The organism is Gammaproteobacteria bacterium (assembly GCA_035546635.1).
Lineage (GTDB): Bacteria > Pseudomonadota > Gammaproteobacteria > JAURND01 > JAURND01 > DASZWJ01.
The window spans coordinates 251745-275533 of the sequence record DASZWJ010000028.1; the positions used below are offsets into that span (position 1 = coordinate 251745).

Below are 23789 nucleotides of genomic sequence, written 5' to 3' on the forward strand. Positions count from 1 at the left end.
CGGTGCGCTCAGGATGACCTCGTGCGGGACGAGGTCATTTTCCTTCTGATTTCAATAACAACACCAAGGATTTTAATGCGATTGGTAAATTGGATAATGGGGTAATTAGGATTAAAAGCTTTTAAAATCTGCTCATCTCCATCTCTTAGCAATTGTCGCACTTTGACGGATTGTTTGATTTTAATGAGAACGATATCACCAAAGGAGGGAGTAGCATTTTTGTCAATAATAATTATATCGCCAGGGCAGATGCTGGCAGCAACGTTCATAGGAGACATCATGGCATCTCCTGTCATTTCGGAACAAAAGAGACCAGTTGTGTCTACTCTGTTTTCTTCACTGACCGTAGAAATCATGGTGTTCAGTGTTCCTGTGTTCCCTGAGTACCATTCATGAATTTTATCTGGTTCAACAAATGGTAGCTGTTTGATTGGTACTGTCGGTTTAGCTTCTTCATCATGCATTATGTCCAGCCAACCTTTTGGCTTTCCGGCAGCTAATTCCAGTTTCCTGGCAAGTTTATGACCGACACTCCCTTTAGCTTTTTTGCTCAATATTTGGCTAATGTAAGCCGGACTCGTGTTGGCAGCATATGCCAAAGAGGCAGCCGTTTTGGACTCCTTAAGGAGTTTATGTAGATTGATTAGCCTGATTTCTTTATTTTCCATGATTATAGCATTAAATAAGTAATCAGTGGTAGTGTAAATACCTAAAAAACTAAATTTATCAATAAAAAATTTAGTAAAAAGCTAAATTTTCTTGTATACTGTTAAAATTAGGCTAGTAAAAAAACTAATGTTTTTGCTGGATGTTTAGTGTTGAAGAAAATAGCAAGGCGTAATCTGTTAATAATTAAAGCAGTTTTCTCCGTGAAAAGAAGGGTAAAATAATACCCAGCATTTTGGTTAGCTGACATAACAAAATAGTGTGTAATTTATGTTCAGAAAAACCTTATCCAATTATTTTTCGTAGAACTATAGCTTTTTTGAGCTATATTATACAACCATTATCTTTCGTGTTGTGAAGTTTCAGCTCTTTCAGTATTTGATTGCTGGTAAGGGTTGGCTGCATTGTCATAGTCTCCCACCTTTTCTGCTATTAATTCGTAAATATTGAGCGTGTGTGTCCCTCCTTTGACGCTGGTTTTTCCTAATGATCGGAAGATAAATTTATGTTGGCTGTGAATATAAATATGCTCGCTGACAATAATAGAGGTGTTATATTGTTTGTTTAGCATTTCTAAGTGGGAGGCTAAGTTCACTACATCGCCGACAGCCGTATAATTCATGCGCTCAAGCGAACCCAGATTACCAATCAAAGTATTGCCAGTATCGAGTCCCATGCGGGTGTTAAATACCGGTTTTTTTTGCATCTGCCAAAATTTATTTAATTCCAGAACTTTCTTTTGACAAGCTAAAGCAGCCCGACAGGCATTAATAATATGCTCAGGATCTGTTGCCGGCGCACCCCAAATGGCCATTAGTCCATCCCCTGTATATTTATCTATCGTCCCAAATTCGGATTTGATGGTTTCAGTTAAAATTTTAAAATATAGAGCTAGCAAAGAGGTCAATTCTTCAGGAGATATTTTTTCTGAGATGCTGGAGAAGCCGGTGATATCAGTAAATAAAACCGTTAATTCGCGACGCTCAAATCCCAGTGTTGCTATTTCTCCCCGGGTGATGAGTTGTGCTACCAACTCTTTTGGCACATAGGCGCTAAATGATTTTAAGCTGGTGCGCATCGCATTGAGCGCATTAATCATGGTTTGATTTTCAGTGATATGAGTTTTGAAATAGGCTTTATGCTCTAGTTGCAAATCTTTAATTTTATCCATTTCTTTCGCTAGATAGACAATAGGTTTTGAGATATTGCGCGAAACAATAATGATTAAAATAATACCTATGGTCAGCACCATCAAAGAAAATAATAAGGCAAAGGTTTTGGCTTTTTTCACTGGATTCATAAAATCATCCAGGGGCGCCAACAATCCTATAGTCCATGATTTATTATCCTGATAAGAAAAATCTTTCAGGTAGGCTAGATAGTTAATACCCTGATATGAGAATAAAAAAGTGTTCTGTTTATGATCTAAAAAATATTGATAGGCTGATGAAATAGGTGAATTTTTAATGTCGCGAATATTTAGTAACTGTGTATTATTTTTTTCATCCTCTATGGCATTGAAGTTAGAATAAGCAATTAATTCGTTTTTGTTCGTCACTATGAAGCTAATGGCATTTTTAACCAGCTTTCTCTCCTTAAGAAAATTGGATAAAGCATCAATGTCGAAATCTGTTGCAATGACACCGGCTAAGCGTTTATTTTGGTCATATACACTATAAGATACAGTCAGTCCAAGTGTTGATGAGCTATAAAATCGGTAAACTTCCAACCAATATTTGCTGGCAGCATTTTGTGCGCCAAGATACCAAGGGCGGTTATAAGGGTTATAATTGTCTGCAGCATTTAAATTGTTCGTGCCAACAATATTTCCATCGGCATCTTTATAAATCCAAGAGCCAGTGATAGTGCTTGTTGTTTTGTTATCAATGGGTCTATTTAGTAAATAAGTAATAAACTTAGTATTGGGTGGTTTGTTTTGAATTTCTGGACGCGAGTAGGGTTTATTAGTGGCGCGAATTTCATTAACAAAGTTTCCTTGATTGTCCACCATATAAATTGCGCTCATATAGGGATAGGCGCGTAATACCCCTTCCATAAAGGTAGTTAAGTATTGTTTGTTTTTAAAGCTCAATGTGCCATTGTGGAAGAGGTGAGCTACCAATTCGGTAACTTGAGCAGGTTTAATGTAATCGTTGATTTCACTGGCAATGATATCCCCATTTTGCTGGACGATTTTTTTTGAAAAAGTAAGACTATGCTGATATTGAGTATATTGCATATAACCAATGATGACACCGGCAGTAATCACAAATAGCGTGACGAACACAATGAGAATATCTACATAGAGGCGACGGGTTTTTTTGATAAAATTTAACATGGATTATCTTTAAGAAGAAAAGCTTTTTCTTGATAAAATATAGCTGCTCACTTCCTTGGTAAAAGTGGTTGATTTGTTGCGATAAAATGTAGTGCATGTTTCGGATGCGGAAGAAAGTGGTAAAGCTATTTTCTGTACTAATTCTTGATTCATTTCCAGCGCTTTTTGGGTAGTTTGATAACCGATTTCTACTAGTTTTTCTGCTGGTATTTTTCGCCCCATGAAGGTATAGGCGCTTAAATCTGGTTGAATCAGAATATCAGCTTTTTTCATATTTTCCCGCTGCTGTGAAAAAGATCCCATTAACATGGAATCAATGAAGGTATAAAACAGCGAAGGGAATTTATAATTTTTTTTCAGTCGGCATTTAATTAACAAGGCGTCCCACCAGGAAATAACGGGGGGGAAAGTATAATCAGGGATAGTGCTATTAAATAAGCTAGAAATAGATATCGCAATTATAGTACCTGAGTTTTCTAAAAAATTGGACATGACATTTACCGGTAAATTATTGACTACACCCCCATCCACATGCAAATCGTTATTTAATACCATAGGTGGGATCACCCCGGGCAATGAAGCAGTGGTGCGTATCAATTCCCACAATTTTCCTTGCTTATGTATGGATTCTTTCTTCTGGGTGATATTGCAGGAAATACAAAAAAATGGTCGTGGCAGGTTTTCTAGGAGATGATTGGAAAACTCTTCTTGTGCGGTGGCTGTGATGCTTTTGCCACTGAAAATTGAAATCAATGGCCAGGTAATTTCACGTGTTGCCAATGTTTTTAGGGTAGATTTCGTGAGCTTGCGATATTTCGCTACAAAGCTGTCAAAATCGTCTGTCATTAGGTAAGCGGCGCCTACTGCAGCACCAGCACTCGTGCCGCCAATCGTATCAATAGGGATATTCGCGTCTAAAAGCGCTTTTAGTGCACCAATATGCGCCCAACCTTTCACCCCGCCGCCGCCCAAGACCACCCCCACGGCAGATCCAGTCATAAAACGTGCTAAGCGTTGAATATCAGCCGGCTTATCCAGAAATATATGGTGATGTCGAAAAAAACTACCTTGATCCAGCCATTCTTTAGTATAACTGGGTAGTTGGTGCTGCGAATCGTAGAATAAAACTAATTCGTTGTGTGTATGAATGTGATGCGTATTAAATAAAGTCAAGGTGATTGGGCTAATTTGCGGCGCTTGATAACCAGGCGCAGTTAGCACCACTTTATCGGCATATCTCATCAAGATATCCGTAATTTCTTGCTTTTGGTGAATATTGATAGGGTATATCACGTAATCACTTCTTTGTTTTAAGCTTAACAAAAGCTGCTGTATATGGTCGCCAGCTTGTTCTATCTCTTGATAACTTAAAAAAGTAGCCTTGTCAGAATTTGGGTAGAGCTGTTGGAAGCTGTGGATGAGCCAATTTAAGTCCTGTTGCTCATTGGCCGGTAGTAACGCGACAAATTGTGCATGATCGGACTTTTCGTAATGTTTTATGATGCCTTGGGCGCGTTTGGTAATGACTTCCAGTATTTTAAAGGCTAATTTAGGATTGTTTTGACAGTATTGCTGAAAATCCTGTTGATGGATCGTGAGCAGGGAACAATCTGTTTGAGCGGTCACGGTTAAAGAACGCGGTGTTTCTGCCAGTAAGCTCATTTCACCGACAATTTCATTAGGCATGATATAACCAATCAATTCACCAGGTTGGTGAGCTGTGGCCGTGGTGGCTGCGAGTTTACCAGAGATGAGAATATAAGCGTTTCGAGAGGCTTCATTGCGAGAAAACAGATGTTCCCCGGCTTTTAGTTCTATTAAGGTAGCGGCAGCTGCTAAGGACTTAATTTCAGATCGATTCAGTGCTGAGAAAATATCGCATGATTTGATAATGTCGGGTATGGATTTGTGCGTCATTTTCTCTATGCCGTGCGAGGTGTGCTTCTGAATGTCTCCTTGGTGCATTCGGGTTTGAAGCAGGTTTTTGGGTTGATTATATATTAGAAGATTAATCTTAGGGAAATCTTAAGGGAGGGATGGCTCTAGCTTCTATTGGGGTACGAAAAAACTCTACTACCTTCTCCCCTTGTGGGAGAAGGTAGAGGGGCTTTTTCGTGCCTTAAAGAGAGGTAAATTGTACTAGATTTTGCTTTGCAGCATTCCTAATAAATATTGATCTTTATAAGTTTATGATATTACTGATGTTTTTTGTTCTATAGGAAACAAAGAATCGCCAACCTGTTTAGTAACAGACCATGGTGCATTGCCAGTTTGCCACAAATTTTCTAAAAAACGTTTGTCGCGCAAGGTATCACAAGCTTGCCAAAAACCATGATGCTTATAAGCGATTAGTTGTTGATCTGTTACTAATCGAGTTAATGGCTCTTTTTCCCAAGAAGTATAATCATTATCGATATAGTCAATTACTTCGGGTTCGAGTACAAAAAAACCACCATTAATTGATCCTATCTCATCGCTTGGTTTTTCTTCAAATCGTGCAACCTGATGGTCAGCATTTATTTCAAGTACACCAAAACGCCCGGGCGGTTGAACAGCGGCCACGGTAGCCAGTTTGCCATGGGTTTTGTGGAATTTTATCTCTTCTGATAAATCGATGTCAGAGAGACCATCACCATAGGTTAAACAAAAGCTTTCATTTGTCAGATAATTTCTAATGCGTTTGAGCCGTCCACCTGTCATGGTCTCAAGACCGGTATCAATTAAAGTGATACGCCAAGGTTCTGAGCTTGAATTCAAAATTTGATGCTCACCCGTCGTTAAATCAATTTTTAAATCAGACATATGGCGATAATAATTAAAGAAAAATTCTTTAATGATGTAACCTTTATAACCAAGGCAAATAATAAAATCGTTTATGCCATGGTAACTGTAGTGTTTCATGATATGCCATAGCAAGGGGCGACCACCAATTTCAATCATGGGTTTAGGTTTTTGATCGGATTCTTCAGCAATACGCGTACCTAAACCACCAGCTAAAATAACTGCTTTCATGTAAAAACCTCAGATTGATGTGTCACAAGATTAATTCTTTTTCTGCAAAATTAACGGTTTGTTCAATAATAGCCAATGGCTCGGCACGAAGAATAATATAAATGCGTAATAGATATTCACCCAAGATGCCTAGTAATAAACTCTGAAAGCCAATACCAAATAAGACTAATACCAGTATACTAATAACCCCGTGTATAATCTCAGGGTGTAATATTTTTTGCCATAAAAAAAACAGCATCCCACAAAAACTGAGGCCTACAAATAAAATACCGATGTAAGAAGCGATACGCAAAGGAACAACAGAATGGTTGATAATACCAGTGAAGCCTAGCTTAAGTAGTTGGAATAATCTAAATTTGCTTTTTCCTGCTTGGCGCGCATCTCTATCATAGGTAAAACCAATTTGGCGAAAGCCCATTCCTGCGATCATCCCTCGCAAGTAAGGGTTAATCGATTTAGATTTTGCTAAAGCTTTAATTACTTTACGATCTATTAGCCTAAAATCGCCAGCGTTTTTAGGGATGGGATGTTCACTGATTTTATCAATAAACCAATAGCCTATTTTGCGAATCGTATGCATGAATTTATTTTCAGGTCGCTTGCGTCTTACGCCATATATCACATGATAGCCTTGTTGCCATAACTGAAAAAATTCTTCTAAAAGCTCGGGTGGATCTTGTAAGTCAGCATCAATTTGCAGGACTGCTTCGCCTTTTGTGTGCAAATAATTTGCTAAAATGGAACGTTGGAAACCAAAATTTTTAGAAAATCGAATTGCCTTAATGCGATTATCAACCTTTGCAAGTTCTTGAATTTTTTCCCAGGTGTCATCTGTTGAGTGATTGTCGGTGAAAATGAATTCGAGTAAACAGCGATCGCTCATTTTGATGGCCAATTGTGAGAGTCTTTTATAAAGACGTTGTATATTATCAGCCTCATTGTAGACTGGAATACTGATGGAGATAAGTGGAAGATTATGCATACTGTTTAATTATTTGCTCGCTGGCTAATTTGATTCCCGCCTCAAGCGTCCATGTTGGACGAAAACCACAAGAATTTTCTAAGCTACTTGGATCTCCTACCATGTAAGGCGTATCGTCAGGGCGTGTTGGGATGGCGCCGAATTTTAACAAATCTTCAGAAACATTTAATACCTTAGCTGTAATGGTAGCAAAATCTCTGACGCTGGTGCCAATACCAGTGCATAAATTGTAAAAACCACTGGCCATTCTTTTTTCAAAAAGATGGTTTAAGACATTCCATATTGCAGCACAGACATCTTGAACAAAAATAAAATCCCGAATCTGTTTACCAGCAGAGAGTAAGACCGGTTGGTTTTCGGTTAAATTTTTGATTAATGAAGGCAGAAGACGATGCGGTCCTTCTCCTCCCCCATAGACATTTGATACACGCATAACGGCAATAGGGCAATTATGTTTAATGGCAGAATCTAGTGCAAGTATTCCTCCGGCTGCTTTTGTCGCGCCATATAGTTTATTGGTTTCAAGCGGATCATTTTCTTTAAGCTTATGCAGGGGAAGCAAATTTTCATATTCTGAAAGGCTGCCAAGACTAATAATTGCCTGAGCCTGACAGTTTGCTGCCCATTTTCCCAATGCTGCCGGCAGCAAACAATTGATTTGCAATAAATTATTGGGATCGCGATCGGAGGGATGAACGCCGGCAGCGGCTAAGTGGATTAATGCATCAAATTTTTTATTTTTCAAGACATTTTCTATATGAAAAGGACTTAATTCGGGTAGCAGAAGTTGATCGATCGCAAAATTTTCTAATTTAGATCGGCCTAAGGATGTGATGCTAATGCCGGCCTTAAGCAGATAGGGAATCAGGTTGCGGCCGATGAATCCGCTCGCCCCGGTCAGTAGGATTTTCACTTTTCTGTCTCTTGCTTAAAATTGAACGCCAATGGTTTATTTGATTTAAAGTTATTTCTTTTGTTTGGTCGGGATTTTCATAGTAGGATTTATACCAAATCGCGGTATTTTCGATCATTTGGTTAAAATCCCAAGCAGGTGACCAATTTAATTGATTGCGCGCTAAAGAACTGTCTAAACTCAGCATGCCGGCTTCAGGTAGATTATGATCGATAATTTCAATTTCAGGCTGTTGCCAATAGCTTGAGAATAATTCTAATACTTGCATCACTGAATAGTTTAACGGTTGGTCAGGACCAAAATTCCATGCACACGTATATTTTTGTGGATCAGTCAATAAAGCGGAAGCTAATGAAAGATAAGCCTGAACTAAAGCTAAAACATGCTGCCAAGGACGCACTGCAGCAGGGTAGCGTAGGCTGAGCTTGGTTTTGTTGGTGATCGCTCGGACAAAGTCTGGAATTAGGCGATCTTCTGACCAATCACCACCACCAATGATATTTCCTCCTCTCGCAATAGCAATCCCCTTATCCGCCGTTCTTTTAGTGAAGGATTCAATATAGGACTGAATAACCATTTCGGCAGCAGCTTTTGAACCACTATAGGGGTCTTTTCCACCCAGTGGATCATTTTCTCTATAAGCCCAAGGCCATTCATTATTTTTATAAACTTTATCAGTAGTCACGCAAACTACGGCTTTTACTGAAGGTGTCTGTCTTGCGGCTTCCAGTAAATTGGCGGTGCCCATTACATTGGAGGCAAATGTTTGCAAGGGCTCAGCGTAAGAGCGACGTACTAACGGTTGGGCAGCTAAATGCAGTATGACATCGGGTTGAAAATTAGAAATAGAAGCTGAAAGTGCTTCATAATTGGTGATGTCTCCGTACTCAGAATCTATAGAATTTTCTAATTTTAATAGGGAGTAGAGTGATGGATTTGTTTCAGGTGGTAAAGAAAAACCCGCAATTGAAATTCCGAGTGACTTTAGCCATAAGCATAACCAGCTACCGCTAAATCCTGTATGGCCTGTTACAAAGATTCTTTTATTTAAGAGTATAGATTCGAAATTCAGCATATTTTCTTATCTTAACAGTATTGAAAAGAAGGGGTCAAGCATTTGCATGATAGAGGTTTCGCTATCAGCGTATTCAGCAGGATAAATAAGATAAGTTTTAATCATTAAAAGGAGGATCACGATTTTAATGCGGCTACCGCTGCCTGTACTTCAGTAGCGTGATTTGGAACGCGCACATTGCGCCATTCTTTACGAATAATCCCTTGTCGATCAATAAGAAAGGTGCTACGTTGAATGCCCATGCTGATGACACCAAATAATTTTTTTTGCTTAATCACATTAAAATAGTGGCACAAGGCTTCATCGGAATCACTAATTAATACAAATGGAAGTTTATGCTTACGAATAAAATTTTCATGGGATTTCAAACTATCTCTAGACACTCCTAGTACAATCGTGTCTAAGGCCGTAAATTGCTCGTGTAGATCCCGGAAATCTTGGCTCTCACGCGTGCAGCCAGGAGTGTTATCTTTAGGATAAAAATAAATCACTATATTTTTGCCACGCAGCTGCGAGAAACTATTAAGAGTATTTTGTGTGCTGACAAATTGCAGATCAGCAACGGGTTGGTCAATGAGTGAACTGGATTTGGGCATTAGCGTTTCTCGGGTTCTAAGATTCCATCCACATTGAGCTCGTCGCACAGCACCATGAATTGTTCCCTAAGATCAGCAATATTAATGTGCGCTGGCACATTGATGCGCATAGACAAAGTTAGCATCATGGTATTGGCATGGTTGGTTTTGAATGGATCAGTCTGTAGGTCAATGATTTGTATACTTTGATCTGAAAAAAAATGCGTGATTTCGTATACCAAGCTTGGGGTGTCCAAAGCAATCACTTGCGCCATATACGGAAGAAACTTTCCCTCAATTTTTGCAGTTTCGCTGCGTTTGACTTCAATTTTTATAAGATGTTCTGGGGATATATTGTTTAGGGCAGCTTCTAGTTTGGCAATGGAGTTCCAATTACCGGCAATGCGTAATACACCAGCGAATTCACCGCCCAAGAAAGCAAAGCGGCTTTCTTCTATATGGCATTGATTTTTAGCAATTAAATAGACGAGTTGCTTGATGACTAATTGTTGGTTGGGGGCTGAGAAGGTGATGTTGAGATGTTCCATTGTAAGTGTATGACCTGTTTGTGGAAATGCTTAAGGAGGTCGCATCATAATATTCGCGTTGACTATAGTCAAATTATCTAATCTGTTTAGGACAAAAATTTGGTATTGGATACAAAAGGGGGGCAAAATAAATAGCTCTTATAGTGACTTTTGGGCTAACTGGTTGATTTGACAGCAATTTAGGGTTTTTATGGGCATATTCCTCTACTCTAGCTATCAGGTGGAGTAATTTTTATCTATTGCGGAGAGAATTTTTGGAGTTTTTAAAAATTTATGAAATACTAAAGCCAGCCTAAAAGTTAAGGAACAAAAGTAATGCATATCAGAACTGAGTTTGCTCGATTTATCGTTGTTGGAATTATAAATACAGTTTGGGGTTACGCGTTGTACTTGTTTTTCTTGCTGTTTCTTCCCTATTTATATGCTTATTCCATCGCTTATATTCTTGGGGTAATTACTTCTTATTTTCTGAATTCACGCTTTGTTTTTAAAGTTAAATTTTCCTGGAAGAAACTTGCTAAATTTCCGATTGTTTATGTAGTACAGTATCTGCTGGGATTATTAATTATGTTCATTGTGGTTGAAAAATTTGGGCTAGATAAATCTTTATCTCTGTTTGTGGTCATCATTTTTAGTGTGCCGATTACTTTTATATTAAGTAGATTCATTATAAAAAAGTGACATAATTTTTAATAGTTTATATAGAGTGAATAGTTATCATTATTTATTACCGATGTATTCTTGTGCTGATCTGCCCCAGAACGCGAAAGTATATAATCTATTTTTTTGTTTTCGATTGGAACTTTATAATATCTAGCTATATATCTTAGCGAAAATCCGTCCTTTGTGATTAAAGGTAAGGAAAGTAAATCTACCGAGTTGTCTCGAGGTATATAGTCTAATAAAATTAGTGCGCTGCGTTTTTTATTTAGGGTAGTTGATATTTCATCAAATGCACTTACATTCTTTTCAAAATATTGATGCGTATATAAAGAATTTCTAGCTGCTACCCAAGTTTTTGCAGTGAGAGACGAAAAAATAAATGGTGCAATAAGAATTAAGAGTAATAAATAAAGTCTAATGGTATTTTTGGGTTCTGCAACAAAAAACAATAAAAAGAAATAAAAAAGTGGAGACATTGTTCTAATTTCACGCCATTGATTGGCATCATAAAACAAAAGTAATATCATGAAATTAGTGAGTGCTATTAACGTTATTGAATAAAACAAACGATTTTTGGTGGTGAAACTTTTATAGATGTAATAAAGTAAAAACCCGATAAGAACATATTTCCCACTAACATACGTAACAGTTTGTTTTATAGCGTGAGGAGAGAAACCAAATTCCGCATAAGATTCAATATTGGCAAGAAAATGATGTCCAAATGAAGCTAGCGCCGCTTTAATTTGTAAAGACTTTATAAGCGGTAATAATGTATCCAGGTAACGAGGTACATACTCATTAACTAAAGAATTTATATTAAATGCTACGATTGCTCCAACTAAAAATAACAAAAAATAAAGTAAAAATTGTTTTTTATTTTTAGCCAGTGGCAGTAATCCAATTAACCAAAAAGGCCAAAAAGGTCTGAAAATGCCAGCGAGGAATAAAAAGACAATATAAGTTCCAATATATTTATTGTTATTTTCAATATTATATATTTTATAAATTAATATGCTGGCAATCACTGCAAAAAAAACATGGATAACTTCTTGCATATAAGTCATCGCATATAGATTTAAATAGGGGAATAGCAGAAATAATATAGTATATAAAATTTTCTGGGAAATCGTTAAAAACTTCTGAGTTGAAACCAGCAATATTGAAATAAAAATAAGTGAAAAATTTGTATATATAAAATTTGCGTTGTGCCATCCACCAATTTTTGCAATAAAGCCATTAAACAAGGGGTATGCGAATCCATGCGCATCAGCCCCAAATATTCTGGCGCCTTCTCCATTATAAGTTATCGCAGCCTTTAAAGTGGAGTTCAGAAAAAAAGACCTTGAATTAATATAGTACAGAAATTCATCTGACCATACAGGCAAATAATTTTTTTCTACTTGGAAGAATAAATAGAGGTATACACCTAATGTTGAAAATAAGATGACGCATAAAATTACATTTTTAACATAAGCAGTCACTAAAGCATTTTGAGACAAATTCACTCTCTTCCTCCGTGTTGAGCCGGTGTATTTATGTCATGCATCATAATATTGGTGTTGGTTAGAGTCAAATTGCCTAAAGCCTATTCTAAACAAGTAGGATCAGAGCCGTGCTCTCTTAAGGAAGATTTTTGAACTGAAGTTCTTTAAATACCCCCCCCTGGCCTAACAGACTGTGCTTCTTTTCAAAGGCAGTTATTTAGAGTTTACTGTTAATATACTTTATAGTATTCATTGCAAAGTTTACCAATAGTCGGTAAAATTCAAGATTCAACATTTGGTGGAGTTATTTCTTAAGAAATCCTTAAATCAAATAAAGATTCTAACATTTTGTGGTTAAAAATGCCTTATATTTCAATTGTTATACCTGTTTATAAAGCAGAAGGATGCTTACATGAACTCTATTCCAGGCTAAAAAATTCACTCGAAAAAATTACAACTGATTTTGAGATTCTTCTGGTGGAAGATTGCGGTGGCGATCGTTCTTGGGACATTATCCAGGAGTTAGCGAACCAGGATAGACGTATTAAAGGTATACAATTCAGCCGGAATTTTGGACAACATTACGGTATTACTGCCGGCCTTGATCTTTGCCAAGGAGAATGGGTTGTGGTGATGGATTGTGATTTGCAGGATAGACCTGAAGAAATCCCCCGCCTACATGAGAAAGCATTGGAGGGCTATGAAGTGGTGCTAGCTAGGCGTGGCAAACGTAAGGATTCCCTATTAAAACGTTTGGGTTCTCGCCTGTATAATTATGTTTTTCGCTATTTTACTGATATTAATCACGATTGGGAAGTGGGTAATTTTAGGATTATTTCAAAAAAAGTCGTCGATAATTACCGCCAGGTGCGTGAACAGTTGCGTTTTTTTGGTGGTATAATCAGTTGGATGGGTTTTAACACGGCTAGTATTGATGTGCAACATGATGCTCGTTTTGATGGCAAAGGTTCCTATTCATTTAAAAAGCTTTGTAAGCTGGCGATGGAGACCATCATAGCACACTCGGATAAACCATTGCGCCTGGCCGTGGGATTTGGTTTTTTTATTGCGGCCTTAGCTTTTATTTATGGAATATGCGTGATAGGACGTGCTTGGTTATATGGCTCAGCTATTATGGGTTGGAGCAGCCTTATTGCATCAATTTATTTTATCGGCGGAGTAATTATTGCCATATTGGGTATTATGGGTATCTATTTAGGCAAAAACTTTGATGAAGCCAAAAAAAGACCATTATATATCATTGCAAAATCGACGAATAATTTAGCCTAGGGCGCGCACATGCATCGTTTAATTAGTCATTTGGATTGCCAAAGATTTGGCTTCAAAATTGCAAAAATAAATTCTTGGGATATTGATGTTAATGATACCATCCATCAGTTACGTAATGAGTCAGTCAAATTAATTATTGCCAGAGTGAATAATAAAGATTTGGCAATTATAAATTCGCTAGAAGAATATGGTTTTCGATTAAAAGATATTCAGATCACTTATCAATGTAAAATCGATCAATCGTGCCTAGAAAATTTTCAACAAAACTCCAACTTTGTCATTAGAGAAGCAGACACGAATGATATTCCCGCAGTTAGTTCAATTGCCTATGCTTCATTTTTAAATTATGGGCATTATTTTGCTGATGCTAGGTTAGATAAAGAACGATGTGGAGAAATATATCAAGATTGGATCAGAAATTGTTGTATAGATAAAAATTTTGCAGATATCGTACTGGTTGCGACCATTAATAGTAATGTGGTTGGTTTCGTCGCGTTTAAAATCTATAACAGTGAAGGCAAAAAATATGCTTCTGCTGCGATAAGTGCAGTAGCAGAAAATTATCGTGGCAAAGGTATTTATAAGGCGTTGATTAGAAAAAGTCTGGTTTGGTGTTTAGAAAATCAATGTAAATGGCAGGAGCATAATATATTGGCAATAAATTATCCTGTAAGCCATGCATTATGTAAATTAGGCTTTACTGTTGTTAATGCATTTATGACTTTCCATTACTGGCTTGACGAGTAATTCGGGAACAAATTTTTGCGCTTAGTTTATGTGTTTTTACTGTTTATGGTCAGTTTGCTACTAAATGTCAATTGGGTGTAATTGTTAATAGTCAAGGTCGAAGATAAAGTTACGATGGGATTTAATATGAATTCAGGTGCACAGTCGGTTATTGAAACGAATAGTTTTTGGACTGCTGAGCTAGCGCGTAAAACATTTTTTTTTATTAGTGTTTATATTACTAGTTTCTTGACTTTTTTTCGCGAATCTCAGAGTGTTAAAGATGATATTTTTGTGCATATAAAGATGGTGTCTCAGGTTGTAAATGGCGAACTTAAGATACCTCACGTTGGATTTCAATATACAGTTTATTATATTAATAAGTTATTTCATTTATCATTTAATATTGCAGCTTTTATGCTGCTTGCACTTGCATTTACATTTTTGGCATATATCATTTTTCGGCTTCTGAAACATTTTTTAGAGGTGTCTACATCGATAGGTATTTTAAGTACCACCTGTTTATTGTTAGTATCGGCACTATATATCCCTTGGTTTAATAAATACATTTTTTTGGGGCAGGGTAGCCCTAACGTATGGCATAATCCAACACTTATTATGGTGAAGCCTTTCGCTTTTTTAGTGACTTATTTATCTATTTTAGCTTTGGATTCTAAGAAATTGAAGCATTGGGTATTAGTTTCTATTCTTCTGTTGCTGAGCATGGCGTATAAACCAAGTTTTGGGGTGGTATTTATTCCCGCTTTTTTTTATTTTATTGTTATCAATCATACTAAGGAATTAACAGTTTATATTAAGGCAGGCTTGGCAGTTTTTCCTAGTTGTTTATATGCACTATATCAATATTATGTTATGTCGTATCAGTTTAATAACAATCCTGAGCAAGGTGCTATACAACTCTCTGTATTTGGTGTATTGCATTTATTTACTCACAATGTGTTTATATCTTTGCTGTTAGCTACAGCTTTCCCATTGTCTTTAATGCTATTTCGTTTTAAGCAGTTTGTTTCTAATAAATATTTACAATTGATATTGATTATGTTTGTTATTGCTTATGCGCAGATGGGACTTTTGGCGGAGACTGGGCGTCACTTCGGTGATTGTAATTTTTTCTGGGGTTATCTAATTGTTTTGCAGCTATTGTTTGTTTTTAGTTTCATAGAATTTGTTAAGTGGGTTAAAACTGCTAAATCACAAAATATTCTCGTTAAATCGGAGATAGGATTAGTATCAATAATATTTGCTTTACACCTTTTTTCAGGGATTTATTATTTTAGTAGAATAGTACTTTTAAATAACTTTAGGTAGCTAGTTGTTTTTATAAATCCCTTACAAGATAAAGTTGGAGGATTCACATTGACAATACCATTTAACAAACCTTATATCGTTGGTCACGAGCTTCAATATATCAGTGAAGCCCATGCCTTGGGCAAATTAGCTGGCGATGGTTCATTTACTAAAAAATGCCAAGCATGGCTTGAACAAAATGTAGGCTGCAAAAAAGCTTTGTTGACCCATTCTTGTACGGCAGCTCTGGAAATGGCAGCCATTCTCCTTAATATTCAGCCGGGTGATGAAGTGATTATGCCGTCATATACCTTTGTGTCTACGGCAAATGCATTTGTGTTGCGCGGAGGAGTGCCGGTATTCATTGATATTCGCGCCGATACGCTCAATATGGATGAAACTAAAATTGAAGCTGCCATTACTCCCAAGACCAAAGCCATTGTGCCGGTGCATTATGCTGGTGTGGGTTGTGAGATGCAGGTGATTATGGACATAGCTAAAAAGCATAATCTCTATGTGGTGGAGGACGCGGCACAAGGAGTTATGTCATCATACCAAGGACGTCCTTTGGGAAGTTTTGGACACATGGCAGCATTCAGCTTTCATGAAACTAAAAATATTATTTCAGGAGAAGGCGGAGCACTTTTAATTAATGACCCGCAATTCATTGAGCGGGCTGAGGTTATTAGAGAAAAGGGCACAGACCGTAGCCGTTTTTTTAGAGGTGAAGTCGATAAATATACCTGGCAAGATATTGGCTCTTCATTTTTACCAGGAGAAATTATTGCAGCCTTTTTATGGGCACAAATGGAAGAAGCTGAGAATATTACCTCCCATAGACTTGCGTTATGGGATGCTTATCATGCAAGTTTTGCGGGGGCAGAAGCTGAGAAACTGCTGCGCCGACCTGTTATACCGGGAAATTGCCAGCATAATGCGCATATGTACTATTTATTATTGCCGGATTTGGCGCGGCGCACAAAATTTAAGCAGCAATTACAAGACAATGGTAACATACATGCAGTTCCACACTATATTCCATTACATAGTTCACCCGCCGGACAAAAGTTTGGTCATACGCCTGGCAAAATGGATATGACTAATACCCTGGCCGATTGCTTAATTAGGCTGCCATTGTGGGTAGGTTTGGAAGATAATTTGGACTCCATCGTGGATCAGGTAAATAAGGCTATTCGTTCAAGTCAAGTCGTAGTTTGACGATGGTTGTGTTTTTTTAAGATATACGGTAGCATGACATTCCACATTTAGGCACATATTAGATCGAAACATACTATGCAATTTATTGATTTAAAAGCACAATATCGTTATATTCAAAATAGCATTCAACAACGCATCAACCAGGTTCTGGAGCGTGGTCAATTCATCAATGGTCCAGAAATTAGTGAATTAGAAACAAAATTAGCGCAATATGTCGGTGCAAAGCACTGTATAGGTGTGGCAAGCGGTACAGATGCTTTGCTAATAGTGCTTATGGCGCTTGATATTCAGCCCGGTGATGAAATCATTACTACTCCCTTCAGCTTTATTGCTACCGCCTCAATGATTAAGTTGTTAGGTGCAGTTCCTGTTTTCGTAGATATTGACCCTAAAACCTATAATATTGATCCTAAAAAAATCGAGCAAGCCATTACCCCTAAAACCAAAGCCATAATGCCGGTTAATTTATATGGCCAGTGCGCAGATTTTGATGTAATTAATACTTTGGCGAAAAAATTCGGCTTATATGTGATTGAGGATGCTGCACAGAGTTTTGGGGCTAAGTACAAAGGCCGTCAATCCTGTAACTTAAGCGATGTCGCCTGTACGAGCTTTTATCCTGCCAAGCCATTGGGTGCTTATGGTGATGGTGGTGCCTGTTTTACTGATAACGATGAGTTGGCCTTGCAGTTACGGCGTATCAGAAATCATGGTCAAGATCGTAGTTATCACCATGTACGGGTAGGCATTAATGGTCGTTTGGATACTATTCAGGCTGCTATATTGTTAGCTAAATTAGAGATATTTCCTGAAGAATTGGAGCGCAGGCTAGAAATCAGTCAAAAATTTGATGCCTTATTGTCTAAATCTGTAGCAACTCCTTATATTGAACCACATAATCAAAGTACTTACGCTCAATATACGATACAGGTTAGTGATCGTGACGCAGTGATTAAAGCTTTGGCACAAAATCAGATCCCAAGTGCGGTGCATTATCCGACTCCCATACATTTACAGCCTTTATTTGCTGATTTTGCACAAAGTCATATACCACATTCACTTCCCCATGCTGAAGCTATGGCTAAAACTGTCTTGAGCCTGCCATTTCATCCTTATTTGCAGGATCAGGAAATTGAAAATATAGCGGAAGTAGTCGTTGCTGCAGTTACCGCCACAAGTGAGGCTTTGTCTCTTTGTGGTTGAAGTTAAATACTCAAGCCTTCATTCTTGGCTTAAATAGTCAGTTTTACCGCCTTCTCCCAAGAGGTATAGACATTAAGTTACAAATTTCCCCTTATCAAAGGGGAAATTTTCTGGCCAAATTAATAATGGGACAGTGTATATGAGCTTTAGCAAGTTTTTAGGTGACCTATGAAGGGAATAATTTTAGCCGGTGGTTCGGGTACTCGTCTTTATCCTCTCACTAAAGCTGTCAGCAAACAATTAATGCCAGTCTATGATAAACCCATGGTTTATTACCCATTATCGACTTTAATGTTAGCGGGCATACGCGATATCCTGGTGATTACTACCCCTGATGATGCTTGGCAGTTTAATAAGTTACTTGGTGATGGTTCGCAATGGGGAATTTCCATTAGTTATGCTGTTCAGCCTGAACCAGGTGGATTGGCGCAGGCTTTTTTGATTGGTGCAGAATTTATTGGCCAAGAAAGAGTCTGTTTGATTCTCGGTGATAATATTTTCTACGGCGATGGACTTAGCCATTTGTTACAGAATTCAGTGAAAAACTGTGATGGTGCCACCGCTTTTGCTTACTATGTAAAAGATCCACAACGCTATGGGGTTATTGTATTTAACCAATATGGTAAACCTGTAACAATTGAAGAAAAGCCACAGGAGCCGCGCTCACATTTTGCGCAGACAGGACTCTATCTTTATAACAATGATGTAATTGAAATTGCTAAAAATTTGCAACCCTCTGCCCGAGGTGAATTAGAGATTACCGATCTTAATATGGCTTATCTACGCCAAGGTCGCTTGGAAGTAGAAATTTTAAGCCGGGGTATGGCTTGGCTAGATACGGGCACCCATCAATCTTTATTAGAAGCTTCACAATTTGTTGAAGTAATCGAAGCCAGACAAGGTTTAAAAATCGCTTGTCCGGAAGAAGTGGCATGGCGTATGGGCTTTATCAATGATACGCAGTTAGAACAGACTGCACAGGAATTATATAAGAGTGGTTATGGTAAATATCTGTTGAATTTATTGGAGAGGAATTTAAGTGAAGGTCACCTCTATGAAGCTGCCAGGCTTGCTACTTATTGAGCCACAAGTCTTTAAAGATCCCCGTGGATTTTTTTTAGAAACGCATAATCTGCGAAATTATCTAGCGAAAGGGATATCTACTTCATTTGTACAAGATAATATTTCACGTTCGGTGAAAGGCGTGTTGCGTGGTCTACATTACCAGCTAGAACACCCTCAAGCTAAATTGGTTTCAGTTATTCGTGGCGCGGTATTAGATGTAGTTGTAGATATTAGAAGAGGTTCACCAACCTTTGGTCAATGGCAGGGGGTTGAATTGAGCGATGAAAATCATTTGCAACTCTTTATTCCTGAAGGGTTTGCGCATGGTTTTTCTGTGCTTTCAGAAGAGGTTGATTTTCTTTATAAATGCAGTGATTATTATCATCCAGAGTCTGAGTTTGGTATTCGTTGGGATGATCCTAATATCAATATCAGTTGGCAAAATTCAGAACCTATTCTCTCCCAAAAAGATAAAGCTTACCCCCTATTGAGTGAAGTTGTACCCGAGCATTTACCCAAATTTTGAGGTTCTAAAGTGAAGTTATTAGTAACAGGCGCAAGCGGGCAGGTAGGTAGTGAATTTAGAAAACATCAAGAACTTTCCAAAGAGCATCAATTAATCGAGCTAAGCCGCCAGGGGTTAGATATTACACAAGCCGCAGCGGTAGACTCCATACTCCAGCAATACCAGCCTGATTTAATTGTCAATACCGCAGCTTATACTAAAGTGGATATGGCAGAGCAAGCATCCGAATTGGCTCATGCTGTCAATGCTCAAGGTCCCGCATATCTAGCCGCAGCCTGCGCAAAATTACAAATCCCACTGATTCATATTTCTACAGATTATATCTTTGATGGCGAAAAGGCGACCCCTTACACAGAAGAAGATATGCCTAACCCACAAAGTGTTTATGGAAAAACCAAGTGGCTGGGGGAGGTCGCTATCAGAGAAGCGCTCAATACCCATATCATTTTACGGGTCAGCTGGGTTTATGGTGTTCAGGGACATAATTTTGTCAAGACCATGTTGCGCCTCGGCCGGGAAAAAGATAGGCTCACTATTGTCGATGACCAGATTGGCGGTCCTACCGCAGCAAAAGAAATCGTAGATGCCATATACAGAATTGTCAGTAAAATTGCAGTCGGAGAGGTCATATGGGGTACTTATCACTTTTGTGGTGCGCCTTTCGTCAGTTGGTATCAATTCGCTCAAGCTATTTTAGATATTGCAGCACAATATGAAGTATTGAAAGTACAAGAAATTGCAGCAATTAAAACTGAGAATTACCCACTTCCTGCCAGACGTCCTAAAAATTCAATTCTGTCATGCGAGAAAATTATTTCTCACCTGGATATAAAACCGCAACCTTGGATGAATGCATTAACCGCTGTGATACAGGAATTATATGATGAATGACTATATGCCTCAGACTATGCTAGTCACAGGCGGGGCTGGGTTTATTGGTAGCCATTTTATCCGCTATGCGCTAAAAGCCCATCCCCATTTAAAAATTGTTAACCTAGATATATTAAGCTATGCTGGCTCGTTAAAAAATTTGGAACTACTTCCTGATGCAAATCGACATGAGTTTGTGGTCGGCAATATTTGTGATAGCGCACTGGTATCTCATTTGCTCAGTAAGTATAACATAGATACCATCGTGCATTTTGCAGCAGAAAGTCATGTAGATCGATCTATCACAGGCCCAGCTGCATTTATAGAAACTAATCTTAATGGTACTTTTATTTTGTTGGAAGCTGCCCGGCAATATTGGCTCAATGAACGTCAATTAAAGCCAGATGCGTGCCGTTTTCACCATGTTTCTACAGATGAAGTTTATGGGACATTATCAGAAACTGATCCGCCATTTACTGAATTGACGCCTTATGCACCCAATTCTCCTTATTCTGCCAGTAAAGCCGGTTCAGATCATTTGGTCCGTGCTTATTATGAAACCTATCATCTACCGGTGACTATTTCCAACTGCTCCAATAATTATGGGACTTACCAGCATCCTGAAAAATTTATTCCTACCGTGATCCGTAGTTGTCTCAATTGGCAGCCTATCCCGGTTTACGGTAATGGCAAGAACCGGCGTGACTGGTTATATGTTGAAGATCATTGTTCAGCAATTGATAAAGTTATTCGTCAGGGTACGCTTGGTGCAAAATATAATGTCGGCGGAGAATGTGAAGTAGAAAATTTAAAATTGGCTAAAGAAATCACTCATATTATGGATAAATTATTTCCAAAAAATAATACCCATGAAAGCTTGATCTCGTTTGTGACTGATAGGCCAGGGCATGATTGGCGCTATGCAATGGATATCCGCAAAATTTCCAGCGAATTACAATGGTTTCCAGAGACCTCTTTAGAAGATGGATTATTAAAAACCATAAAATGGTATGCACAAGAATCTTCCGCCAATGTGGCAAGGTCTGTTGATTCTGCGGCTGAGTTAAAAGCATGAGAGTTTTAGCGTTGACTCGTTATGATCGGCAAGCCGGTAGTTCCAGGTTGCGAACGTTACAATACTTACCATTTTGGCAAGCATCAGGCATTGAAGTGGATTTTTCGTGTCTTTTAGATAAGCATTATTTGGCAGCGCTCTATGGAAAACGTCAAATAAACAAATTCCATATCATTAAAGCTTACTTGCGACGCATAAAACAATTATTACAGGCTAAAAAATATAAATTTTTATGGATAGAAAAAGAATTATTTCCCTGGATGCCGGCGTTAGCAGAAAAAATTTTACATAGACTAAACATACCTTATGTTGTCGATTACGATGACGCAGTATTTCATTATTATGATTTACATCGTCAACCGTTGATACGGAGCATGTTGGGCAAAAAAATTGACCAGGTCATGCACCATGCTAGATTGGTCGTGGCGGGAAATGAATATCTGGCCAATCGTGCGAAAACGGCAGGCGCTAAAGAAATCGCCATTATTCCTACGGTGATTGACATAACGCGTTATGCATTACCGGTGGCCACAGAAGATTCAACAGATTTAATTATTGGTTGGATCGGGGCTCCGACTACTTTTCGTTTACTGCAGACATTAGCGCCTGTGTTAGCAAAAGTTTTACCTAAATATAACGCAAAATTGTTAGTGGTAGGTGCTAAGGGTGAAGGTTTTGCTGATTTACCGGTTGAATGGTTAGACTGGAGTGAAGACTCTGAAGTAGAGGCTATTCAGCGTATGTCTATTGGAATTATGCCTTTACGTGATGTTCCTTTTGATCATGGTAAATGCGGTTATAAATTGATTCAATATATGGCTTGTTCCAAACCCGTGGTTGCCTCGCCTGTGGGTGTCAATAGCCAAATAGTGCAAGAGGGCAAGAATGGGTTTCTCGCTCAAACGGAAGAGCAATGGCAGGAAGCGTTGGAACGTTTATTGCGTGATGCCGGATTGCGGGACGCTATGGGACGACAAGGACGGTTATTAGTGGAGCAAAAATACTGTTTACAAGTGACAGCTCCTGTAATGATTGACCTTTTTCAAAAGACTTTCAAATAATGACTAAATTAATTGTTGTTGCCCACCAATCACATACTTTAGTGAATCTACGGTTTCACCTGATTACTGATTTTTTAAAAGCTGGGCTTAAGGTGACCGCTTTAGCACCACCGGATCAATATTTTGAAAATGCTCGTCAAAAACTCAATTCCATTGGCGTTGAATTACTACCGCTAGCGGTGCGCAATACCAGTTTAAATGTTTTCAATGATATTAAGCTTTTTTCGACATTAAAACGTTATTTCCGCGAGTTAAAGCCGGACCTGTTATTTTTTTATTCGATCAAACCCGTTATTTTTGGCAGTCTTGCTGCGAAGTTCAGTACACGGGCTAGAGTCAATGTCATGTTTCCGGGATTAGGTTATGTTTTTACCGGAGATTCTTATAAGCAACGCCTACTGCGTTTTTTAATAAAACCACTGTATAAATGGCTATTGGCTAGTGTTGATAACACATTTTTTCATAATGCTGATGATGCGGCGTTATTTTTACAATCAGGTTTAGTCAAACAAAACCAAGTCGTATTGACTGATGGTTCTGGGGTCGATACCCATCATTTTGCGCCGTTACCTTACCCTCAGCAACTTAGCTTTTTATTTGTAGGGCGTCTAATCCGCGATAAAGGCATCAATGAATTTATTGAGGCGGCAAGATGTGTAAAACAACAATACCCCGAAGTACGTTTCTTGATTGCGGGAGGGTTACACAATAATCCGACCGGACTAACGCAAAGCGCTTTGGATGAATTAATACAAAGCGGTGTGGTTGAATACCTCGGCGAATTAATGGATATCCGTGAAGCACTTAAGCAAGCTTCCGTTTTTGTATTGCCTTCTTATCGTGAAGGTTTGCCACGTTCAGCTTTAGAAGCTATGGCTACTGCTAGACCCATTATTACGACAGATGCGCCAGGATGTCGTGAAGTGGTGCGTTTGCAACAAAACGGTTTTTTAGCGCCGGTAAAAGACGTTGAGCATTTGGTAGAGTTTATGCATTATTTTATTGAACATCCTGAAGCGATTGCCCAAATGGGTGCAGTTAGCCGCGAGATAGCTGTCCAGCGTTTTGGGGTTTCTCGGATCAATAGAATCATGCTAGAGGCTATGAAAATTTTTCCTAGGATAGAAAATGAAGATATGGATGCTGCGAAAAACATAACTGCCCACCCACTTTGAAAAGAGGGAGGGAGGT

The 23789-nt window shown here is 38.3% G+C and carries 22 protein-coding genes; 12 read left to right on the forward strand and 10 right to left on the reverse strand.

Translation table 11 applies throughout. The features are described from left to right. Positions 1-8 precede the first annotated feature (8 nt). The 9 genes from VHE99_07935 to VHE99_07975 form a co-directional block, all read right to left on the reverse strand. Positions 9-668: a S24 family peptidase gene (locus VHE99_07935; GenBank protein HVV68940.1), complete on the reverse strand. Its 660-nt coding sequence runs from the start codon at positions 666-668 to the stop codon at positions 9-11. 338 nt (positions 669-1006) lie between these two features. Next, a complete protein-coding gene (locus VHE99_07940; protein ID HVV68941.1) occupies positions 1007-3004 on the reverse strand; it encodes an adenylate/guanylate cyclase domain-containing protein in 1998 nt (665 codons plus the stop codon). A 9-nt stretch (positions 3005-3013) separates the two neighbouring features. Further along, complete coding sequence (locus VHE99_07945; protein ID HVV68942.1) at positions 3014-4921, reverse strand: cyclic nucleotide-binding and patatin-like phospholipase domain-containing protein; 1908 nt, start codon at positions 4919-4921, stop codon at positions 3014-3016. Positions 4922-5191: 270 nt separating this feature from the next. Next, entirely contained in the window at positions 5192-6016 is an 825-nt protein-coding gene (gene rfbF / locus VHE99_07950) for a glucose-1-phosphate cytidylyltransferase (GenBank protein ID HVV68943.1), read from the reverse strand. Between the two features lie 22 nt (positions 6017-6038). After that, positions 6039-6998 carry a glycosyltransferase family 2 protein gene (locus VHE99_07955; protein ID HVV68944.1) on the reverse strand — a complete coding sequence of 320 codons (960 nt, stop codon included), beginning with the start codon at positions 6996-6998 and terminating at the stop codon, positions 6039-6041. Continuing rightward, positions 6991-7911: an NAD(P)-dependent oxidoreductase gene (locus tag VHE99_07960; protein HVV68945.1), complete on the reverse strand. Its 921-nt coding sequence runs from the start codon at positions 7909-7911 to the stop codon at positions 6991-6993. The genes VHE99_07955 and VHE99_07960 overlap by 8 nt, the downstream gene beginning before the upstream one ends. Further along, on the reverse strand, positions 7847-8986 hold the full coding sequence (gene rfbG, locus VHE99_07965) for a CDP-glucose 4,6-dehydratase (GenBank protein ID HVV68946.1): 1140 nt from the start codon (positions 8984-8986) through the stop codon (positions 7847-7849). The genes VHE99_07960 and rfbG overlap by 65 nt, the downstream gene beginning before the upstream one ends. A 116-nt stretch (positions 8987-9102) precedes the next feature. Beyond that, a complete protein-coding gene (locus VHE99_07970; GenBank protein HVV68947.1) occupies positions 9103-9582 on the reverse strand; it encodes a peroxiredoxin in 480 nt (159 codons plus the stop codon). Further along, positions 9582-10109, reverse strand: coding sequence for an ACT domain-containing protein (locus VHE99_07975; GenBank protein HVV68948.1), 528 nt, complete (start codon positions 10107-10109; stop codon positions 9582-9584). Before VHE99_07975 ends, VHE99_07970 begins: the two co-directional genes overlap by 1 nt. A 315-nt stretch (positions 10110-10424) precedes the next feature. Here VHE99_07975 and VHE99_07980 point away from each other — a divergent pair, with 315 nt between their 5' ends. Then, positions 10425-10790 (forward strand): GtrA family protein, encoded by a 366-nt coding sequence (locus tag VHE99_07980; GenBank protein HVV68949.1) that lies wholly within the window; start codon positions 10425-10427, stop codon positions 10788-10790. A gap of 8 nt (positions 10791-10798) precedes the next feature. Here the strand turns inward: VHE99_07980 and VHE99_07985 are convergent, their stop codons facing one another. After that, positions 10799-12271 (reverse strand): hypothetical protein, encoded by a 1473-nt coding sequence (locus tag VHE99_07985; protein ID HVV68950.1) that lies wholly within the window; start codon positions 12269-12271, stop codon positions 10799-10801. A gap of 345 nt (positions 12272-12616) precedes the next feature. Here VHE99_07985 and VHE99_07990 point away from each other — a divergent pair, with 345 nt between their 5' ends. The 11 genes from VHE99_07990 (at position 12617) to VHE99_08040 (ending at position 23773) form a co-directional block, all read left to right on the forward strand. Continuing rightward, positions 12617-13546 carry a glycosyltransferase family 2 protein gene (locus VHE99_07990; protein HVV68951.1) on the forward strand — a complete coding sequence of 310 codons (930 nt, stop codon included), beginning with the start codon at positions 12617-12619 and terminating at the stop codon, positions 13544-13546. 9 nt (positions 13547-13555) lie between these two features. Further along, positions 13556-14293, forward strand: a complete 738-nt coding sequence (locus tag VHE99_07995) for a GNAT family N-acetyltransferase (protein ID HVV68952.1) — start codon at positions 13556-13558, stop codon at positions 14291-14293. Between the two features lie 126 nt (positions 14294-14419). Beyond that, positions 14420-15601 carry a hypothetical protein gene (locus VHE99_08000; GenBank protein ID HVV68953.1) on the forward strand — a complete coding sequence of 394 codons (1182 nt, stop codon included), beginning with the start codon at positions 14420-14422 and terminating at the stop codon, positions 15599-15601. A gap of 48 nt (positions 15602-15649) precedes the next feature. Beyond that, the gene (gene rffA / locus VHE99_08005) at positions 15650-16798 is read left to right on the forward strand and encodes a dTDP-4-amino-4,6-dideoxygalactose transaminase (GenBank protein ID HVV68954.1); all 1149 of its coding nucleotides are present in this window, start codon (positions 15650-15652) and stop codon (positions 16796-16798) included. Positions 16799-16873: 75 nt separating this feature from the next. Beyond that, positions 16874-18001 (forward strand): DegT/DnrJ/EryC1/StrS family aminotransferase, encoded by a 1128-nt coding sequence (locus tag VHE99_08010; protein ID HVV68955.1) that lies wholly within the window; start codon positions 16874-16876, stop codon positions 17999-18001. A 168-nt stretch (positions 18002-18169) separates the two neighbouring features. Then, positions 18170-19084 carry a glucose-1-phosphate thymidylyltransferase RfbA gene (gene rfbA, locus VHE99_08015; protein ID HVV68956.1) on the forward strand — a complete coding sequence of 305 codons (915 nt, stop codon included), beginning with the start codon at positions 18170-18172 and terminating at the stop codon, positions 19082-19084. Then, positions 19056-19592 carry a dTDP-4-dehydrorhamnose 3,5-epimerase gene (rfbC, locus tag VHE99_08020; protein ID HVV68957.1) on the forward strand — a complete coding sequence of 179 codons (537 nt, stop codon included), beginning with the start codon at positions 19056-19058 and terminating at the stop codon, positions 19590-19592. Before rfbA ends, rfbC begins: the two co-directional genes overlap by 29 nt. A 9-nt stretch (positions 19593-19601) precedes the next feature. Continuing rightward, on the forward strand, positions 19602-20483 hold the full coding sequence (gene rfbD / locus VHE99_08025; protein ID HVV68958.1) for a dTDP-4-dehydrorhamnose reductase: 882 nt from the start codon (positions 19602-19604) through the stop codon (positions 20481-20483). Continuing rightward, positions 20476-21537 (forward strand): dTDP-glucose 4,6-dehydratase, encoded by a 1062-nt coding sequence (rfbB, locus tag VHE99_08030; protein ID HVV68959.1) that lies wholly within the window; start codon positions 20476-20478, stop codon positions 21535-21537. The genes rfbD and rfbB overlap by 8 nt, the downstream gene beginning before the upstream one ends. Next, positions 21534-22598 (forward strand): glycosyltransferase family 4 protein, encoded by a 1065-nt coding sequence (locus VHE99_08035; GenBank protein HVV68960.1) that lies wholly within the window; start codon positions 21534-21536, stop codon positions 22596-22598. The genes rfbB and VHE99_08035 overlap by 4 nt, the downstream gene beginning before the upstream one ends. Beyond that, positions 22598-23773, forward strand: coding sequence for a glycosyltransferase family 4 protein (locus VHE99_08040; protein HVV68961.1), 1176 nt, complete (start codon positions 22598-22600; stop codon positions 23771-23773). Before VHE99_08035 ends, VHE99_08040 begins: the two co-directional genes overlap by 1 nt. Positions 23774-23789 lie beyond the last annotated feature (16 nt).

What these genes read in the sequence shown, in the direction of transcription:
- VHE99_07935 (HVV68940.1), bottom strand. Translation starts at nt 668, where the DNA reads ATGGAAAATAAAGAAATCAGGCTAATCAATCTACATAAACTCCTTAAG.
- VHE99_07940 (HVV68941.1), bottom strand. Translation starts at nt 3,004, where the DNA reads ATGTTAAATTTTATCAAAAAAACCCGTCGCCTCTATGTAGATATTCTC.
- VHE99_07945 (HVV68942.1), bottom strand. Translation starts at nt 4,921, where the DNA reads ATGACGCACAAATCCATACCCGACATTATCAAATCATGCGATATTTTC.
- rfbF (HVV68943.1), bottom strand. Translation starts at nt 6,016, where the DNA reads ATGAAAGCAGTTATTTTAGCTGGTGGTTTAGGTACGCGTATTGCTGAA.
- VHE99_07955 (HVV68944.1), bottom strand. Translation starts at nt 6,998, where the DNA reads ATGCATAATCTTCCACTTATCTCCATCAGTATTCCAGTCTACAATGAG.
- rfbG (HVV68946.1), bottom strand. Translation starts at nt 8,986, where the DNA reads ATGCTGAATTTCGAATCTATACTCTTAAATAAAAGAATCTTTGTAACA.
- VHE99_07970 (HVV68947.1), bottom strand. Translation starts at nt 9,582, where the DNA reads ATGCCCAAATCCAGTTCACTCATTGACCAACCCGTTGCTGATCTGCAA.
- VHE99_07975 (HVV68948.1), bottom strand. Translation starts at nt 10,109, where the DNA reads ATGGAACATCTCAACATCACCTTCTCAGCCCCCAACCAACAATTAGTC.
- VHE99_07980 (HVV68949.1), top strand. Translation starts at nt 10,425, where the DNA reads ATGCATATCAGAACTGAGTTTGCTCGATTTATCGTTGTTGGAATTATA.
- VHE99_07990 (HVV68951.1), top strand. Translation starts at nt 12,617, where the DNA reads ATGCCTTATATTTCAATTGTTATACCTGTTTATAAAGCAGAAGGATGC.
- VHE99_07995 (HVV68952.1), top strand. Translation starts at nt 13,556, where the DNA reads ATGCATCGTTTAATTAGTCATTTGGATTGCCAAAGATTTGGCTTCAAA.
- VHE99_08000 (HVV68953.1), top strand. Translation starts at nt 14,420, where the DNA reads ATGAATTCAGGTGCACAGTCGGTTATTGAAACGAATAGTTTTTGGACT.
- VHE99_08010 (HVV68955.1), top strand. Translation starts at nt 16,874, where the DNA reads ATGCAATTTATTGATTTAAAAGCACAATATCGTTATATTCAAAATAGC.
- rfbA (HVV68956.1), top strand. Translation starts at nt 18,170, where the DNA reads ATGAAGGGAATAATTTTAGCCGGTGGTTCGGGTACTCGTCTTTATCCT.
- rfbC (HVV68957.1), top strand. Translation starts at nt 19,056, where the DNA reads ATGAAGCTGCCAGGCTTGCTACTTATTGAGCCACAAGTCTTTAAAGAT.
- rfbB (HVV68959.1), top strand. Translation starts at nt 20,476, where the DNA reads ATGAATGACTATATGCCTCAGACTATGCTAGTCACAGGCGGGGCTGGG.
- VHE99_08035 (HVV68960.1), top strand. Translation starts at nt 21,534, where the DNA reads ATGAGAGTTTTAGCGTTGACTCGTTATGATCGGCAAGCCGGTAGTTCC.
- VHE99_08040 (HVV68961.1), top strand. Translation starts at nt 22,598, where the DNA reads ATGACTAAATTAATTGTTGTTGCCCACCAATCACATACTTTAGTGAAT.